Raw genomic sequence first — 15,423 nt, 5'->3', positions numbered from 1 at the left:
GTTACCGCTCGTCGAGTGCTTTCTGCAACGCTTCCTCAGTCTCCGGTGAGAAGGCGACAAAGCGGACCTCGTCCATTTCGACGCCGGACTCGGTGACGCCTTCGATGGCGCTGGCAGCGGCGTCGTCAAGCGGCCAACCGTAAACACCGGCGCTCACCAGCGGGAAAGCAATAGTGCGGGCACCGATTTCGCCTGCTACCTCCATGGAGCGGCGGTAACACGATACGAGTTCTTGACGCGTGCCGCGACCGTGCACTGGACCGACAGTGTGAATGACCCATGTGGCAGAAAGGTCGCCCGCGGTAGTCGCTACAGCGTCACCGGTGGGTAGCCCGTCGGGGCACTGCTCCGCACGGACTTTCTTGCAGGCAGCGAGGACAGCCGGGCCGCCAGCACGGTGGATCGCCCCGTCGACCCCACCTCCCCCGAGGAGGGAAGAGTTGGCGGCGTTGACGATAGCGTCGACAAGCTCTCGCGTGATGTCTCCGCGAATGACAGTGAGTTTCATGACTCTGCTAGTTCGCGGGTTTGATCTCGCTCTCGACGACCCACTTGTGGTTCTTCATGGTCATGCCGTCGGCCTCAACGTCGACCATGTAGACAGTCTCATCGGTAGAGCTGTCGATCGTGGCTGTCGCACCCTTCATGCCCTTCATGTGCTCGGCGGTGACAACTTTCTCGGTGCCGTCGGCCAAGCGCTCCTCGCCAGCATCCTCGAGCTCCTGCTGAACAACCCACTTGTGGTTGGTCACACGCTCGCCACCGTCGGTCGGGTCGTAGGAGATGGCGTAGGTGTACGTGCCATCGAAAGCGCCGACGATGGTGGCCTCCGCACCGTCCATGCCGGGCATGTGGTCCGCGGTGAGAATGACTTCCGTACCGACGGGATAGGTCGGAGCGGAAGCCTCTGTCATGCCTTCGGGGGCGGGCCCACCGTCTTCAGCGTGCTCGTGGCCCTCGTGGCCGCCGTGGTTGTGGTCGCTGGCGTCGTCTCCGTGCTCGTGGTTCTGTTCCGCGCTCGTCTCCTCCTGGACTGTGGTCTCAGGGGTCTGAGGCACCTCAGTATTCTCGGAGGAGCATGCAGTAGCAGCGAACAAACCCGCCACTGCAACGGTTGCGATTGCCATGGTCTTGCGTGTGGTCATGATGTGTACCTCATTCTGCGTAGGCGGACGGTAACTGAACCATTCTACATGCGCTTCGTGCTCGTTCCGTTCGTCACGATCATCTTCATGCTCGGTTTCACCTTCCCGATCAAGGATTCCCGTCAGCTGTGGACATCGGCACCGAAGAGATAGACAGAGGTTCATGGCACGTGCGGGCGAACGGGGCCTTGAAGGTCACGCCCTGGGGGTCATAGCACGTGGGCCCCAGAAGGCGCCCCGCAGGACCTTGTAAAGCCCAGCCGCCTAATCGTCCGTCCCCATCACCGTGGCGGCTGCGAGCAGCACGGAGATCGAGCCACGGTCCAAAGACGGCTGGATCTGTGGCACAAATCCCTTGGAGTGGTTCGGCGGGCCAGCCTGCCCCTCTTCAAAACCGGACCAGCCGATGAAGAAGTACGGTACGTCCCAGGCGTTCGGGATGATCGGGAAGTCTTCGGAGCCGGGGAACCCGGGACCGTACTGCACCAGATCCTCACCGAAGAACTCGGTGAAGGTGTCTTTGACCCGTTCAGTGAGCTCCGGGTCGTTGTAGACCACCGGGACGGAGTCGAGGTATTCGAACTCCGGCGGCTGCGGGCAGTTGCCCGCTTCGCACTCGGCGGTGACCACGCGCTTCATGATGTTCTGGATCTGCTCGGAGATCGCGTCAGTGGAGGCACGGGTGTTGATGCCTAGTTCCACCATGTCCGTAATTGAGTTCGAGGTGGTTCCGCCGTTGATGGAACCGACGGAGATGATGGCGATCTCCAACGGGTCGACCTCGCGCGCGACGGCGGCTTGCAGGCGGGTCACGATCGACGCGGCAGTTGGGATCGGGTCGACGGAGCGGTGCGGAAGCGACGCGTGCCCGGACTTACCGTGGATGCGCACTTTCCAATTCGATGCGGCGGTGGTCATGCGCCCAGGGGTGAAGATGAAGCCGTACGGCGGGTCCTCGGCGAAGATGTGCTGACCGAAGACGTAGTCTGGCTTCGGCAGCCTATCGACGAGACCATCCTCGACCATGCGGCGCGCCCCTCCGCCGGCTTCCTCACCGGGCTGGAACAGCGCGATGAACGTGCCGGACCACAGGTCCTTGTTGCGCACTAGTGCACCGACCGCACCGAGCTGGGCGGTGGTGTGCATGTCGTGGCCGCAGGCGTGCATCTTGCCTAGCTCGTACGGTGCGGCGTAGTCGACGTCGGATTCTTCGGTGATCGGCAATGCGTCGTGGTCAGAACGGAACAGGACTACCGGGCCTTCACCGTTTTGGATGACAGCGACTTTGCCGGTGCCAGCGAATGTCTGCACCTCGAGGCCTAAGCGCTTGAGTTCTTCCTCAATGCGCGCGGCGGTCTCGTGCTCCTCCATCGAGAGCTCGGGGTGTTGGTGGAACCACTTGTACAGTTCCTCGCGCTCAGCCCGCGTGTTTTCCAGAGTGTCAATCAGTTTCTGAAAGTTCTCGGTGGCCATTGGGATACCTCCTTAGATGAAAGGGTTCTACCTCCCAGCCTAGGCCCGTGGACCGCCACGCACGTGCGGTTTTAGGCCCGGGGATACCGTTCCAGAATGCTGTTGGATTCGTGGGTGGAGGGGGTGGTCCAGGAGCCGTCGATAAGCATTTGCTCTTTGCGCGCCTGCCAGAACGTCGCGTTGCGGATGCCCACTGCCTCCGGGTCGAACTGCGGGTCGAGGCCAGCCTTCTTCTGGCGGCGGTAATCCCAAAGGCACTTCAGTGCGGGAACTTGCAGCACGAGGATGGCAACGATGTTCAGCCACGCCGTCACGCCGACGCCAATGTCGCCGAGCGCCCACGCTGTGCCCGGAGTCGTGGTTGCACCGACCCACACAGACACGAGAATCAGACCGCGCAGGAACCAAATGACCACGCTGCGGGCGGTGTCGTTCTCGATCCACCGGTTGAGGTAGCTGAAGTTGACCTCTGCCATGTAGTAGTAAGCGACGATCGTGGTGAAGGCGAAGAAGAGAATGGCCAACGCCACGAAGCTCGCGCCGAAGCCCGGGATCAATGTGTCAAGACCCGACTGGACATAGCCGGGGCCGACAGCGATCGTCTCGGAGATCGCACCGGAGTAGCGGACCGGGCCTTCTTCGTCGCCTTCGAAGACGCGGTACATATCGGTGGAGATGATGATGAATGCGGTCGCAGAGCAGACGAGCAGCGTATCGACGTACACGGCGAACGACTGCACGAACCCCTGCTTCGCCGGGTGGGACACCTCAGCAGCAGCGGCCGACTGCGGGCCGGTGCCCTGGCCAGCCTCGTTGGAGTAGATACCGCGCTTGACACCCCACAGGATGGCGGCGCCGAGCATACCGGAGAACAGTGCCTCGCGATCGAACGCGGAACGGAAGATCAGGCCGAAGACATCGGGAATCTCCGACGCGTTCACAAACAGAATGATCACGGCGACCAGGATGTACAACACCGCCATGAAGGGCACGACCATGGACGCGAACCAGGCGATGCGCTTGACACCACCGAGGATGATGACAGCGAGCAGCGCGACCATCACCAGCGCAGTCGCCCACGTGGGAACGCTCCATGCATTATCGACGGCTGCGGCCACACCGTTGGCCTGAACACCCGGCAAGAAGTACGAGGTAGCCAGGATCATCATGACCGCGAAGAGGACAGCGTAGACGAGCGCGAACGGACGGGCCTTGGTGTGGGAGTACGCCTTCTCGATGTAATAGGCAGGGCCGCCGCGGTATTCACCCGTGTCACGATCCTTCTCCTTATACACCTGGGCCAGGCAGCATTCGACGAAGGAGGTGGCCGAACCCAGGAAGGCCACCAGCCACATCCAGAACACCGCACCCGGACCACCGAAGGCGATGGCCGTGGCCACACCAGAGATGTTTCCTACGCCGACGCGGCCAGCCAGCGAGACCATTAGCGACTGGAACGAGGAAATTCCCGATTCAGAGTCCTCCCCCGAACGAATTTGTTTGATCATGTCTGGCAAGCAACGCACCTGCAAGAACAACGTCACGGCTGTGAAGTACACGCCAGCACCTAGACAGAGGAATACGAGCGCATTCGACCAGATCAGGCCTTCAAGCGTGCTGATGAGATCTTCCATGGGGGTCCTCCCACGTCGGCGAGTCCTAAATATTGGTCAAACTATAGACCATGGGAAGCGCCCACTATGCGCTCCTGCCCATATTTTCCGCAGTTACCCCCAACCGAGCGCACACGCAGGGCCCGATATTCAAATGACAGGACAATTGAGCTCCACTACCCATCCAGAAAGAACATACGTCACTTCTGTCACATCAGTAACAGATGTGACGCTATCCGGTGGAAACTCGACCTCGCTGCTCCACCGCATCGACCGCGCGATCGCGAAGGGCGATCTCAACCGCGGCACCACTACCGTCTTGATCTCCACCGGCTTCAACGACTACGCACCCCTGAACGTGCTCAACTGTGCCTCCGGAGACTTCCGTGACATCCAGAACGTCTACGTCCGCAACCTGCACACCGCTGCCGGCAAGATTCGCCGCATTGCCCCTAACGCCCGCATTATCATGCCCGGCCTGCTCTCCATCTCTGAGCCCACCGGCCTGCAGCGCATCTGCTTGCTCAACGTGATTCCGAACATGCCCGGGGGCATTCCGCTTGGCCATCTTCAGGCGATGGAACTGGGTGCTCGCGATGCCCAGATGCGTGCAGCGCGTGAGATCGGCGCCACCTTCATTGACATCAAGAACGAATCCCGCAACAACCATTCCTGCGCGCCGGACAAGAACCGCTGGGTCGCCGGGTTCATCGACACCACCACCGAGAACTACAACATGGCCTACCACCCCTCCCACGCTGGTTCGCGCTACGTGGCTACCCGTGTGAACCAGGTGCTCTAGCGCCCGCGAGGACGCCCTCTGAAACCACGCCGCTCCCCGCTAGCTGACCGGGTTTAGTCTGAAAGACATGGTCTCCCCCACCCCGCAGCCCCTCGCACTTGTCTGGTTCCGCGACGACCTCCGGCTCACGGATAACGCCACCCTCACGTGGGCAGCGCAGCACGGCCATGTGGTCGGGCTGTTCATTTTCGAGGAGATCGATGCCGCTCGCCCACTGGGTGCCGCAGCGGCGTGGTGGCAGCGTGAAAGCGTCCGCAAACTACACGCTGATCTGGCGCAACGCGGTGTACACCTGATCATCGAGCACGGTGATCCCCGTGAGATCGTCCCGAGGATCGCCGCAGAGCTGGGTGCCACGGCGGTGACGTGGAACCGCCGCTACCACCTCCCCTTCCGCGATGTCGATGCTGAACTCAAGCGCACATTGGCGGGAACGTGCGAGGTCACCTCTCACCCCGGCTACCTGCTGAACGAGCCGTGGACTGTGCAGACAGGTAGTGGCACGCCGTTTAGGGTGTTCACGCCGTATGGCAAGGCGTCGCAAAGCATGCTTATCGACGCTCCACCCACCCCCCTCCCCATCCCCGACCTCCACGGAACCGGCGCGACGAGTGCACCACCGACCTTCGAGGAGCCGTTCTGGGCGGTGGAGACCCTCGCCAAGCACTGCCATCCCGGTGAGACGCAAGCGCAACGGAGGTTCCGTGACTTCCTCGACGGATTGGCGGATACGAGCTACAAGGACAGCAACGACATCCCCTCGGTTGATGCGACGTCGGGCCTGTCAGCGCACCTGCGCTTCGGGGAGATCAGTCCCGCCCAGACCTGGGCGGAGACGGCCGCTTTCGCAGACGCCAATCACACCGTCGCCGCAGATGCCTGGGCGTTCTTGCGCCAGCTGCTGTGGCGAGATTTCGCGTGGCACCGGCTCTACTACATTCCCAACTTGGCCACGCACAATGTCCGCGAGCAGTTCAACGCGTTTCCCTGGGCGTGGACGGACCAGGCCACCCCTGGCTCCACAACGCGAGCCTTTGCCCACCCCAAGATGGTGCCGAACGATCCGGACGAAGCCCAGCACCTCGATGAGCTCGCCCTGTGGCAGAAAGGTGAAACAGGAATCCCAATGGTCGATGCCGGGATGCGCGAGTTGTGGGCCACCGGAACGATGCACAACCGGGTGCGGATGGTCGTCGGCAGCTGGCTGACAAAGAACCTCGGAATCCACTGGCGTCACGGCGAAGAGTGGTTCTGGGACACGCTTGTCGACGCCGACTACGCTTCCAACCCCTTCAACTGGCAATGGGTCGCCGGCTGCGGCGACGATGCCGCACCCTATTTCCGCATCTTCAACCCCCTTCTCCAGGAGGAGAAGTTCGACCCTCAGGGGCTCTACATCAACCAGTGGGTGCCGGAGCGACACACCCCGATGTACCCGGAGCCGATGGTCGACGTCAAGAACTGACTAACGGGCGGCGGTAATCCAGTTCACGGCCTCACCGTAAGAGACCTCGCCGTACTGGCCGTGGTTGTAGACGCTCATCAACAGCGGCAGCGTCGTGGGTGAGCGCATTGCGACGATCGCCGCCAGCTCGGTGATCGGCACCTGCCCCCTTAGAGCGGCCACGCGCAGCATGGGGTCGACGTGGCGGCGCCATTCGTCGGGAAGCGAGCAGATCGGGTCGTCGGGGCGGCAGATATCCAGCACGCGCGGACCTAGCTCACCGTAACCACCCTCCAGTGTCTCCAACGCGCCCTGATCGGCGGCCGTGGCACCAGCGCGGAAGTGGCCACCGTTGTCAGCCAGGTGGGGGTTGGAGATCAGCGCAGCTGAGCGGAACTTCTCCTTCTGGATCGGCCCGCGGTCGTGGGCGATGTCGTTAATCAGCTGCGCACCGATGCCAGCTCCTTCAGAGAAGCCGGTAATGCTAAAGGTCGCATCCGGGCACATTCGGGACAATCGACGCATCGTCGCAGAAGCATCGTTATATCCTGCACGCGCGGAATCCGTGTACGTCATCAGCGTGAACGGCACGGCCGGGTAGGTGATCCACACCGGCTGCGTCGTCCCACCGGTGCGCTGGTGCACGCGCTGCGCCACCGGAGTCACCTTCGGGCCGACAGGAGCCTTCTCCGGGAGGAACGAAGCAGTGTTGGCACCACCGGGAATAGTAATGAGGAACTCGCGCGAGCACGTGTTCACATTCGGCGACTCCAGCACCGAGCTCATATCCTGAGCACTCGCCTGCGCAGCACCGCCCGCTACAAACCCAAGCGCGACAGCGACCGCCGCAATCTTCTTCAGCAACATTCTCTTATTCCTCGCGCCCCGTGAGGCATCGGTTTCCGCGTAAAGACCAACTAAGAATAAAGCACATACAAGGAAACCCCAACAGGAAACGGCCAGTTTGCTCTCAGCACAGTTTCGTCGGGGGCAACCGCGGGGTACACTGCCCGCATGCGCAAATCCATCGTTACTAAAGCCGTCTCCGTCGCCACCGCGGCTGCCCTGACCCTGGGAGCTTTCCCCGCCGTGGCAGACGCACAGGACAAGATCGGAAAAATCTCCGCGGAAATCACCACTGGCATCGAACGCGGCCTAGATCCCGAGAAGTCGGTTCTGCAGGAAAACTCCAGCACCAAGGACTTCTTCAAAAATGGCCTCGAGCCCTTTGGGGATATGTCCTCTATGGACACTGCGACGAGCTCCGAGGGCTTGACCCGCGCCATCCTCAACTACGTCATCATCGCAGCGGGCATCACCATCATCGGACAGATCATCCAGCTGGTCATGGCGAACCTGCCGCGCTAACCCGCATGCACGCTCGTTCCGAGAGGGACTGAGCCAAGACCGAGGCATACAATTTCTTCACTCGAAGGCATTGTATGCTTCTTCTATGTTCAAACCTTTCAAGGTGGCAGCCTGCGCGGCCAGCATTGCGTCGATAAGCATGCTCGCTGGTTGCGTCACCAACGTCGAGGGCGGACACCCTGACGGTTGGAAGCAGATCACGCCGGATGAGGTTCCCGGGATCGCCGCGATGGTGCCTGAAGATATACAGGCATCCGGCACCCTGACAATCGGTACCAACCCCCCGTTCGCTCCTTTTGAGTTCAAGGACTCGCAAGGCCGGATGATTGGTCTGGAGATGGATCTCGGCCACGCCCTCGCCAGCGTTATGGGTCTGGAGTTCCAAGCTCAGGAGCAGGATTTCTCCATGATCTTGCCCGCCGTTCAGGCCGGAACGCTCGACGCGGGAATGTCTGGCTTCACTGACACGGAGGAACGGCGCGAGAACTTCGAGTTCGTCAACTTCCTGTACGCCGGCATCCAGTGGGCGACTCAGCCCGGCAGCGGGGTCGACCCGGAGAACCCCTGCGGGCTCACCGTTGCCGTGCAGCGCACGACGGTGTCAGAGACTGACGACATTCGCCCGAAAGCCGAGAAGTGCGAAGAGGAAGGCGACCCGATCACGATCCTGTCTTACGACACGTCGGACAATGCCGCATTGGCAGCGCTCGTCGGGCGCGCTGACGCGCTTAGCGCAGACTCACCTGTGTCGGCCTGGGCCGTGGAACGCTCGGACGGCCAGCTCGAGCTCACCGGCGAGATGTTCGACGCCGCACCCTACGGCATCGCGGTGCCGAAGGATTCGCCGCTGACGGAAGCGCTCGCCGCAGCCATGCAACACCTTATTGATACGGGCGAATACCAGCGCATCTTGGAACAGTGGAATGTGGAAACCGGCCTGTTGGATGAGGCCCTGATCAACGAGCAGCCAGTGGGAGGACACTAATGGCTCAACGCAACGAACGCCCACAACGCATCGAGGCTAAACCGCTGCGCCACCCGGGACGCTGGGTCGCCGCGGTGATCCTGTTGGTGCTTTTCGCGCTCTTCATCTTCGACGCCGCGCGCCGCGAGGCCTACGGCTGGGGCACTTACTTCGCGTACCTTTTTGACACCCGCATCCTCACCGCCGCCGGCCACACCCTGGCGCTGACGGTGCTGGCCATGATCATCGGTGTGGTGCTCGGCGTGATCCTGGCAGTCATGCGCATGTCGCCGAACCCAGTGTTCAAGTCCATTGCGTGGCTGTACCTGTGGGTCTTCCGGGGTACCCCGGTGTATGTCCAGCTGGTGTTCTGGGGACTTCTCGGAGCGATCTACCAGTCCGTCAACCTCGGCTTCACTGAAATCTCCATGGAGGCACTCACCTCCTCCGCTTTCGCCCTCGCGGTGCTTGGCCTGGGCCTCAACGAAGCTGGTTACATGGCCGAAATCGTCCGCTCCGGCATCAACTCGGTTCCGGAAGGTCAGATCGAAGCGTCGAAAGCTTTGGGCATGGGCTGGGGCATGACCATGCGCCGCACGGTCCTGCCGCAGGCAATGCGGATTATCATCCCGCCGACAGGCAATGAGTTCATTTCCCTGCTGAAGACCTCCTCGCTGGTGGTGGCTATCCCCTACTCTCTCGAGCTTTACGGCCGCAGCCAGGACATTGCCGCCGCGCTCTTCGAGCCAGTGCCGATGCTGCTTGTCGCCGCCACCTGGTACCTGGTGATCACCTCGATCCTCATGATCGGCCAGTACTACCTGGAGCGCTACTTCGACCGTGGTGTCACCCGCGAACTCACGGCCCGCCAGCTCGCGGCGCTGACCGACGCTGAAGGCAAAACACCCCACAACGTCACCGTCATCGAGGAAAGGTAGGAAGCGCTCATGACTAGCACACCCATGGTTCAGGCCGTCGACGTCTGGAAGTCGTTCGGCTCGCTCGACGTGCTCAAGGGCATCAACCTCGAAGTGCAAAAAGGCGAGGTCACTTGCCTCATCGGCCCGTCGGGGTCCGGTAAGTCGACGTTCCTGCGCTGCGTGAACCACCTCGAGCAGGTCACCGCCGGCCGCCTCTACGTCGACGGGGACCTCATCGGGTACCGCGAGAAAGACGGTGTTCTTTACCAAATCTCGGAAAAGGATGCCTCCCGCCAGCGCCGCGACATCGGCATGGTCTTCCAGTCCTTCAATCTCTTCGGCCACCGCACCGCCCTGGAGAACATCATCGAGGCCCCCATCCGCGTCAAAGGCGAAAAGCCGGAGACCGCCAAGAAGAAGGCGATGGAGCTGCTCGAGCAAGTCGGCCTCGCCCACAAAGCGGAGGCCTACCCCGTCCAGCTTTCCGGAGGTCAACAGCAACGCGTCGCCATCGCGCGCGCGGTAGCTATGGACCCCAAGCTCATGCTTTTCGACGAACCCACCTCCGCCCTCGACCCCGAACTCGTCGGCGAAGTCCTCCGCGTGATGCGAGAGCTGGCCGCATCCGGAATGACCATGCTGGTAGTCACCCACGAGATGGCGTTCGCCCGCGAGGTCGCCGATACAGTCGCCTTCATGTCCGACGGCGCCATTGTTGAATACGGCACACCCGAGCAGGTGCTCGACACCCCCCAGGAGACCCGCACTCAGGAGTTCCTCTCCTCGATCTTCTAGGGATCTTCGGGGGCCGCGCCCCAGTGCGGAAACCTAGTGCGGAAAAGTTGACAAACTCAATTTCCGCCTAGAACCGTTTCCGCAGGTAGAAGCGATATGGGGCGCTAGACCGGCTTCAGGTTTGTCAACTTTTCCGCAAGCGGCCCTTGGACCTAAGTAGTGCCGCTGAACTTCTGGTTCATCGCCTCGAAAACCGGGTCCGGCACAAGCCCCTTCAGGTCGCCGCCGTACTTGGCCACTTCCTTGCAGAGCGACGAGGAGATGTAGCCGTACTTCTCGTCGGTCATCAGGAAAAATGTGTCCACGCCGGAGAGCCGCCGGTTCATCTGCGCCATGGGTAGCTCGTAGTCGTAGTCGAGGGAGGAGCGCAGACCCTTCACCAGCGCGCCGATGTTGTGCGCGGTGGTGTAGTCCACCAGCAGACCGCCCCATGTGTCAACGGTGATATTGGGAATGTGGCTGGTGACTTGGCGGATGAGGTCCATGCGCTCGTCAATGCTGAACAGGCCGGACTGCTTGTTCGGGTTGCCGGTCACCAGGACGGTGACTTCATCGAAGCTACGCGCGGCGCGGGTGAAGATGTCCAGGTGACCGTTGGTCACAGGGTCGAAGGATCCTGGGCATACTGCCTTCGTCATTGTTCTTCCTCGTTCTTGTCGGCACTGTCGTAGACAGCCATGTCCATACGAGCGATACCATACAGGCGCTTCTTCAACTTTTGACCGGTAGGTGTGTAGCCCTCCGGCCATGCGGTTTCTGCGCTGTCGCGGTGGCGTTCGATGACGACAGCTGCGCCGTCGATAAGCGCGGGCTTGAGCGCTTCGAGCATGGCGGCGACATCCTCGTCGGGCAGGTCGTAGGGCGGGTCGGCGAGCACCATGTCGAAGTACGCGCGCGGGGCACGCGGCACGTACGCGGAGGCCTTGACGGGCTCAATATGCACGTTCGGATGGCCGACGGCCTGGGCGTTGTGCTTGATTATCTCAACGGCTTTCGGGTCGGACTCGACAAGCACGACCTCGTCGGCGCCACGCGATGCGGCCTCGAGCCCCAGCGCGCCCGAGCCGGAAAACAGGTCGAGCACACGCTTGCCGACGAAGCCGAACCGCACCTGCAGCGACGAGAACAACCCCTCTTTCGCTCTGTCTGAGGTGGGGCGGGTGCCTTCCGGCGGCACCTTGATCTTGCGTCCGCGGGCTTCGCCCGAAATGATTCGGCTCATGCGACCACTTTAACTTTTATCCAAGTACTCGAATTCTTCGAGGATCATCTCTTCGGTGACGGAGCGGGCCAGCTCAATGTCGCGGGCGACAATCTCGGCGGCGTCGTCGTAGGCGCGCTGGATGATCTCATAGTCCTCGACCAGGTTGAGCAGCTTGAGCTGTCGCTCCTTGCCGGACTGGGATGTGCCCAGCACGTCGCCCTCTTGGCGGATCTCCAGGTCGAGCTCGGCGAGTTCGAACCCGTCGGAAACCTCGGCAATGCGCGAAACGCGCTCCAATTGGGGTGTATCGGGTTCGGCGAAGGTATGGAACAAGCACAGCGACTGGTGCCCACCACGACCCACACGGCCGCGCAGCTGGTGGAGCTGGGAGACGCCGAAGTGCTCGGATTCGCGCACCATCATCACCGTTGCATTCGGTACATCGACACCGACCTCGATGACCGTCGTGGAGATGAGCACATCGATCTCTCCGGCGCTGAACTCGGACATGGTCCGGTCCTTGTCCTCGCCTTTCATGCGCCCGTGCAGAATCTCGATTCGCAGGCCCTGCAACTCCACGGCTTGCAGGCGTTCCGCCATCTCGAGCACCCCGCCGGGCCCCTCAATGCGCGGGCACACAATATAGGCCTGGTGGCCGGCGGCGACCTCCTCGCGAATCTTCACCCAGGCACGCGCCACCCACGTCTCCTTGAACTCCGGCACGATCGCCGACTGGATGGGTTTGCGGCCACCGGGAAGCTCTCGCAGAGTGGACACTTCCAAGTCGCCGAAGACGGTGATGGCGATGGTGCGCGGAATCGGTGTCGCCGTCATTACCAGCAAGTGCGGGGTGATATCCCCTGCCTTGTCGCGCAGCATGTCGCGCTGCTCCACACCGAAGCGGTGCTGCTCATCCACAACGACGAAACCGAGGTTGAAGAACTCCACGCTCTGCTGAATGATCGCGTGCGTGCCCACGACGATGTCGGCCTCCCCCGTCATGATCGCCAGCAGCGCCTCCTGTTTCTGCACAGTCGGCATCGACCCCGTCAGCGCCACCACGCGGGCATGGACACCGGTGCGCATCAAGGTTTTACGCAGGGACTTTTCGTGCTGCAGGGTGAGCACTTCCGTCGGGGCAAGCAGCGCACACTGCATGCCGTTGTCCACCGCTTGGAGCATCGCAGCCAACGCCACGATCGTTTTTCCGGAACCGACCTCGCCCTGCAGCAGGCGGGTCATCGGGATCGTGCGCTGTAGGTCTGAGGTGATCTCGTCGAGCACACCGAGCTGCCCGTCGGTCAGCGAGAACGGCAAAGCGCTCAAGAGTTGCGCTTGGTTGCGCTTATCGACGCGCGGAAGCGCCGGCGCCGTCCGATGCGCCGTATCCTCGCGGCGCACCGCCATGATGAGAGCCACCCGCAGCGCCTCGTTGTATTTCAGGCGGTTCCGGGCGGCGTCGGGGCCGTGGGGCCCGGGCAAGTGGATCTGCCACAGAGCGTCCTGAAGAGAAATGAAGCCCTCGGGAGTGAAGCCGAGCGGCTCTTCCACCTCCCCGATGTGTTCGAGGACGGTGGCGACCGCACCCATAATGGTCCATGTGGAGACGTTCTTCTTTGCCGCGTAGACCGGCAACCACTCACGGCCAGCCAACATCTCATTGGGGTCCCCGAAGGCGGCAAGCTGCTTCATCGACCCGGAGCTGTGCGTAGCACCGCTTGACTTCTCGCCTGAGAAACTGGACTGGTTGAGCAGAATGAAGTCCGGGTGCTGCAGCTGCGGCATGCCGTTGAAGTAGGACAGCTTCCCGGTGAACATGCCGCGGGTGCCTTCCGCGAGCACCCGCGGAGCGTAGCGGGCGTTGAAGAACGACATGTCAATCGTGTTGCGCCCGTCGGTCACCTGCGCCTTGAAGATTGTGCGCTTGCCGTGAATCATGCGCGTGGACTGGATCACGCCGATGAAAGAGATCGTGTCACCTGGCAGCGCCCCTTCGAGCGCGTCGCCGTAACCGTAGTGAAGGTACTTGCGCGGGTAGTGCTCCAACAGCCCTTCTGCTGTCTCGATCCCGAAGTTGGTCGCGATGGCTCGCGCGGGGCGGGTGGGAATGACCAGGTTGAGCGGCGTGGAGTACGTCAGGCCGAGCACGGTGCTACTCCACTCCGATGTGGCCGAGCGTTCCGAGGCCATCTGCCGGGTAGACCAGTACCTCCGCCCCGAGTTTCTCTTCGAGGGTGTCGCTGTCTACCACGGTGGCGTCGTCCGGGGCGAGAAGGAGGGTGATCAGCTCGCCGCCGTCGGCAAGCAAAGCGGTGCACGCCTGCTCAATGGCCGAAGCGAGGTCGTCTGCCCGGGCAATAGCTCCGTTCGCACCGAGGACATCAATCCCGTCATCGGTGGCCTGGATATCGGCGACATCCATCTCCTGCGCGGCTTCCTGCATCAAAGCAGCCGCCTGGTCGAGCGGTAGGCGCGGATCATGGACGGCAAGAGCAGCGATGCCGTTGACCAATCGGACTGTCGGGAGCAAAACGATCTCCATGTCATCCGTCTCGGCAACCGCTTCGACTGCGTCGAGCGTTTCGGAGTCGAGCTGGCCATTGGGCAGCACAAGGACCTCGTGCGCGCCCGAGGCGACAATCTCGCGGCGGAGATCCTCAACCACACCTGGCCCGGGCACGACAGCGACCGCACCGGCTTGGGTGTACAGATCCATCAACGAACCGGCAGGAGTCACCGCAACGATGAGGCGGCCGACACGGCGCGCTTCATGCAACGGGGACGCATCCGGCAACACCTCGAGCCGCAACTCGGTCACCTCCCCCATAGCGAAGGCCTTCTCGATGACCGGCCCCGCTTCCGGGGTATGAATGTGCACCTTGCCCTGCGTGTCCGTCACACGGGCCACGACAAGGCTGCGCCCCATCCCGGAGAGCACCGACTCAAGGTCGTCGAGTGGGCCAGAGAACATGAACAGAACTTCGAGCCAACCGGGGGCGCTGTGGCCGTCCCCGTGTTCATGGTCCGAACCAGCTGCAGAACCTACGGGACGGTCACCGCCGCTTTCGCCGCTGACGCTGTCGTGCAGCACCTGAAGCAACAGCACCAGCCCAGTACCGCCTGCATCCACAACCCCCGCTTCGCGGAGTTCAGCGAGCTGTGACGGAGTGCGTTCAAGCGCTTCTTCGGCGGCACCAAGGGCTGCTGCAGTGACGTCAGCAAGCTCACCGGTCCCCGCGGCCGCTCGTGCCGCATTAGCTGCTTCGCGCAAGACGGTGATGATCGTCCCCTCGACGGGCGAATTGATAGCCCGCTCCACGAACGTGACAGCGTTGGTCAGCGCGTCTGCGACGCTTCTGCCGTCCAACTCCCCATCGAGTGCCGCCTGCGCGACACCCCGCAATACCTGCGACAGGACGATCCCAGAATTACCGCGGGCACCCTTAATGCTGCCGAACGCCAGCGCCTCAGCGACCGCGTCCGCGCCGGCGGACGGATCCACATTCTCGGCTTCGCGCACGGCTGCGGCCATTGTGTACGCCATGTTGGAGCCAGTGTCTGAATCCGGCACGGGGAAGACATTCAGGCTGTTGATGTCCTCGCGGTGCTCCTCCAACGCTTCAGCGCCGCTGCGCGCCCACACCAGAAGGCGGGCACCGTCAAGCACAGAAACGCCGGAGAGGGTGGTCATGGGC

Annotated in this window: 15 protein-coding genes; 6 read left to right on the top strand and 9 right to left on the bottom strand. The window is 62.3% G+C overall.

Annotated features, from left to right (window positions below; genetic code table 11):
- Position 1: 1 nt before the first annotated feature.
- The 4 genes from KBX19_RS03440 to KBX19_RS03425 form a co-directional block, all read right to left on the bottom strand.
- Complete coding sequence (locus tag KBX19_RS03440; RefSeq protein ID WP_255997431.1) at positions 2 to 508, bottom strand: O-acetyl-ADP-ribose deacetylase; 507 nt, start codon at positions 506 to 508, stop codon at positions 2 to 4.
- Between the two features lie 7 nt (positions 509 to 515).
- Positions 516 to 1,145 (bottom strand): YdhK family protein, encoded by a 630-nt coding sequence (locus tag KBX19_RS03435; protein ID WP_255995208.1) that lies wholly within the window; start codon positions 1,143 to 1,145, stop codon positions 516 to 518.
- Positions 1,146 to 1,409: 264 nt separating this feature from the next.
- Positions 1,410 to 2,618, bottom strand: coding sequence for an amidohydrolase (locus KBX19_RS03430; RefSeq protein WP_255997429.1), 1,209 nt, complete (start codon positions 2,616 to 2,618; stop codon positions 1,410 to 1,412).
- Between the two features lie 71 nt (positions 2,619 to 2,689).
- Complete coding sequence (locus KBX19_RS03425; RefSeq protein ID WP_255997427.1) at positions 2,690 to 4,252, bottom strand: sodium:alanine symporter family protein; 1,563 nt, start codon at positions 4,250 to 4,252, stop codon at positions 2,690 to 2,692.
- Between the two features lie 205 nt (positions 4,253 to 4,457).
- Here KBX19_RS03425 and KBX19_RS03420 point away from each other — a divergent pair, with 205 nt between their 5' ends.
- Together KBX19_RS03420 and KBX19_RS03415 are read left to right on the top strand one after the other, a co-directional pair.
- Complete coding sequence (locus KBX19_RS03420; RefSeq protein ID WP_255995205.1) at positions 4,458 to 5,033, top strand: GDSL-type esterase/lipase family protein; 576 nt, start codon at positions 4,458 to 4,460, stop codon at positions 5,031 to 5,033.
- A 67-nt stretch (positions 5,034 to 5,100) separates the two neighbouring features.
- On the top strand, positions 5,101 to 6,498 hold the full coding sequence (locus KBX19_RS03415) for a deoxyribodipyrimidine photo-lyase (protein WP_255997426.1): 1,398 nt from the start codon (positions 5,101 to 5,103) through the stop codon (positions 6,496 to 6,498).
- Here KBX19_RS03415 and KBX19_RS03410 read toward each other — a convergent pair whose 3' ends face one another.
- Positions 6,499 to 7,344 carry a cutinase family protein gene (locus KBX19_RS03410; RefSeq protein ID WP_255997424.1) on the bottom strand — a complete coding sequence of 282 codons (846 nt, stop codon included), beginning with the start codon at positions 7,342 to 7,344 and terminating at the stop codon, positions 6,499 to 6,501. It lies immediately after the preceding gene.
- A 147-nt stretch (positions 7,345 to 7,491) separates the two neighbouring features.
- On the opposite strand from KBX19_RS03410, the gene KBX19_RS03405 reads away from it, so the two are divergent.
- The 4 genes from KBX19_RS03405 to KBX19_RS03390 all read left to right on the top strand — a co-directional run bounded on the left by KBX19_RS03405 (position 7,492) and on the right by KBX19_RS03390 (position 10,524).
- The gene (locus KBX19_RS03405; RefSeq protein ID WP_255997422.1) at positions 7,492 to 7,845 is read left to right on the top strand and encodes a hypothetical protein; all 354 of its coding nucleotides are present in this window, start codon (positions 7,492 to 7,494) and stop codon (positions 7,843 to 7,845) included.
- 85 nt (positions 7,846 to 7,930) lie between these two features.
- The gene (locus tag KBX19_RS03400; protein ID WP_255997420.1) at positions 7,931 to 8,830 is read left to right on the top strand and encodes an ABC transporter substrate-binding protein; all 900 of its coding nucleotides are present in this window, start codon (positions 7,931 to 7,933) and stop codon (positions 8,828 to 8,830) included.
- Positions 8,830 to 9,747 carry an amino acid ABC transporter permease gene (locus KBX19_RS03395; protein WP_255997419.1) on the top strand — a complete coding sequence of 306 codons (918 nt, stop codon included), beginning with the start codon at positions 8,830 to 8,832 and terminating at the stop codon, positions 9,745 to 9,747. The genes KBX19_RS03400 and KBX19_RS03395 overlap by 1 nt, the downstream gene beginning before the upstream one ends.
- Before the next feature lie 9 nt (positions 9,748 to 9,756).
- Positions 9,757 to 10,524 carry an amino acid ABC transporter ATP-binding protein gene (locus KBX19_RS03390; protein ID WP_305083707.1) on the top strand — a complete coding sequence of 256 codons (768 nt, stop codon included), beginning with the start codon at positions 9,757 to 9,759 and terminating at the stop codon, positions 10,522 to 10,524.
- A gap of 152 nt (positions 10,525 to 10,676) precedes the next feature.
- Here the strand turns inward: KBX19_RS03390 and coaD are convergent, their stop codons facing one another.
- From coaD to KBX19_RS03370, 4 genes are read right to left on the bottom strand one after another with little or no spacing between them, the layout of a single operon-like run.
- Positions 10,677 to 11,162, bottom strand: coding sequence for a pantetheine-phosphate adenylyltransferase (gene coaD, locus KBX19_RS03385; RefSeq protein ID WP_255997417.1), 486 nt, complete (start codon positions 11,160 to 11,162; stop codon positions 10,677 to 10,679).
- A complete protein-coding gene (locus KBX19_RS03380) occupies positions 11,159 to 11,746 on the bottom strand; it encodes an RsmD family RNA methyltransferase (protein ID WP_255995201.1) in 588 nt (195 codons plus the stop codon). Before KBX19_RS03380 ends, coaD begins: the two co-directional genes overlap by 4 nt.
- A 9-nt stretch (positions 11,747 to 11,755) precedes the next feature.
- Positions 11,756 to 13,876 carry an ATP-dependent DNA helicase RecG gene (locus KBX19_RS03375; protein ID WP_370686992.1) on the bottom strand — a complete coding sequence of 707 codons (2,121 nt, stop codon included), beginning with the start codon at positions 13,874 to 13,876 and terminating at the stop codon, positions 11,756 to 11,758.
- Between the two features lie 4 nt (positions 13,877 to 13,880).
- Positions 13,881 to 15,419, bottom strand: coding sequence for a DAK2 domain-containing protein (locus KBX19_RS03370; RefSeq protein WP_255997415.1), 1,539 nt, complete (start codon positions 15,417 to 15,419; stop codon positions 13,881 to 13,883).
- Between the last annotated feature and the right edge of the window lie 4 nt (positions 15,420 to 15,423).

Origin of the sequence: Corynebacterium sp. CCUG 71335, assembly GCF_024454075.1 — a bacterium.
Taxonomy (GTDB): Bacteria; Actinomycetota; Actinomycetes; order Mycobacteriales; family Mycobacteriaceae; genus Corynebacterium; species Corynebacterium genitalium.
This window is presented reverse-complemented; position numbering and strand designations above follow the sequence as displayed.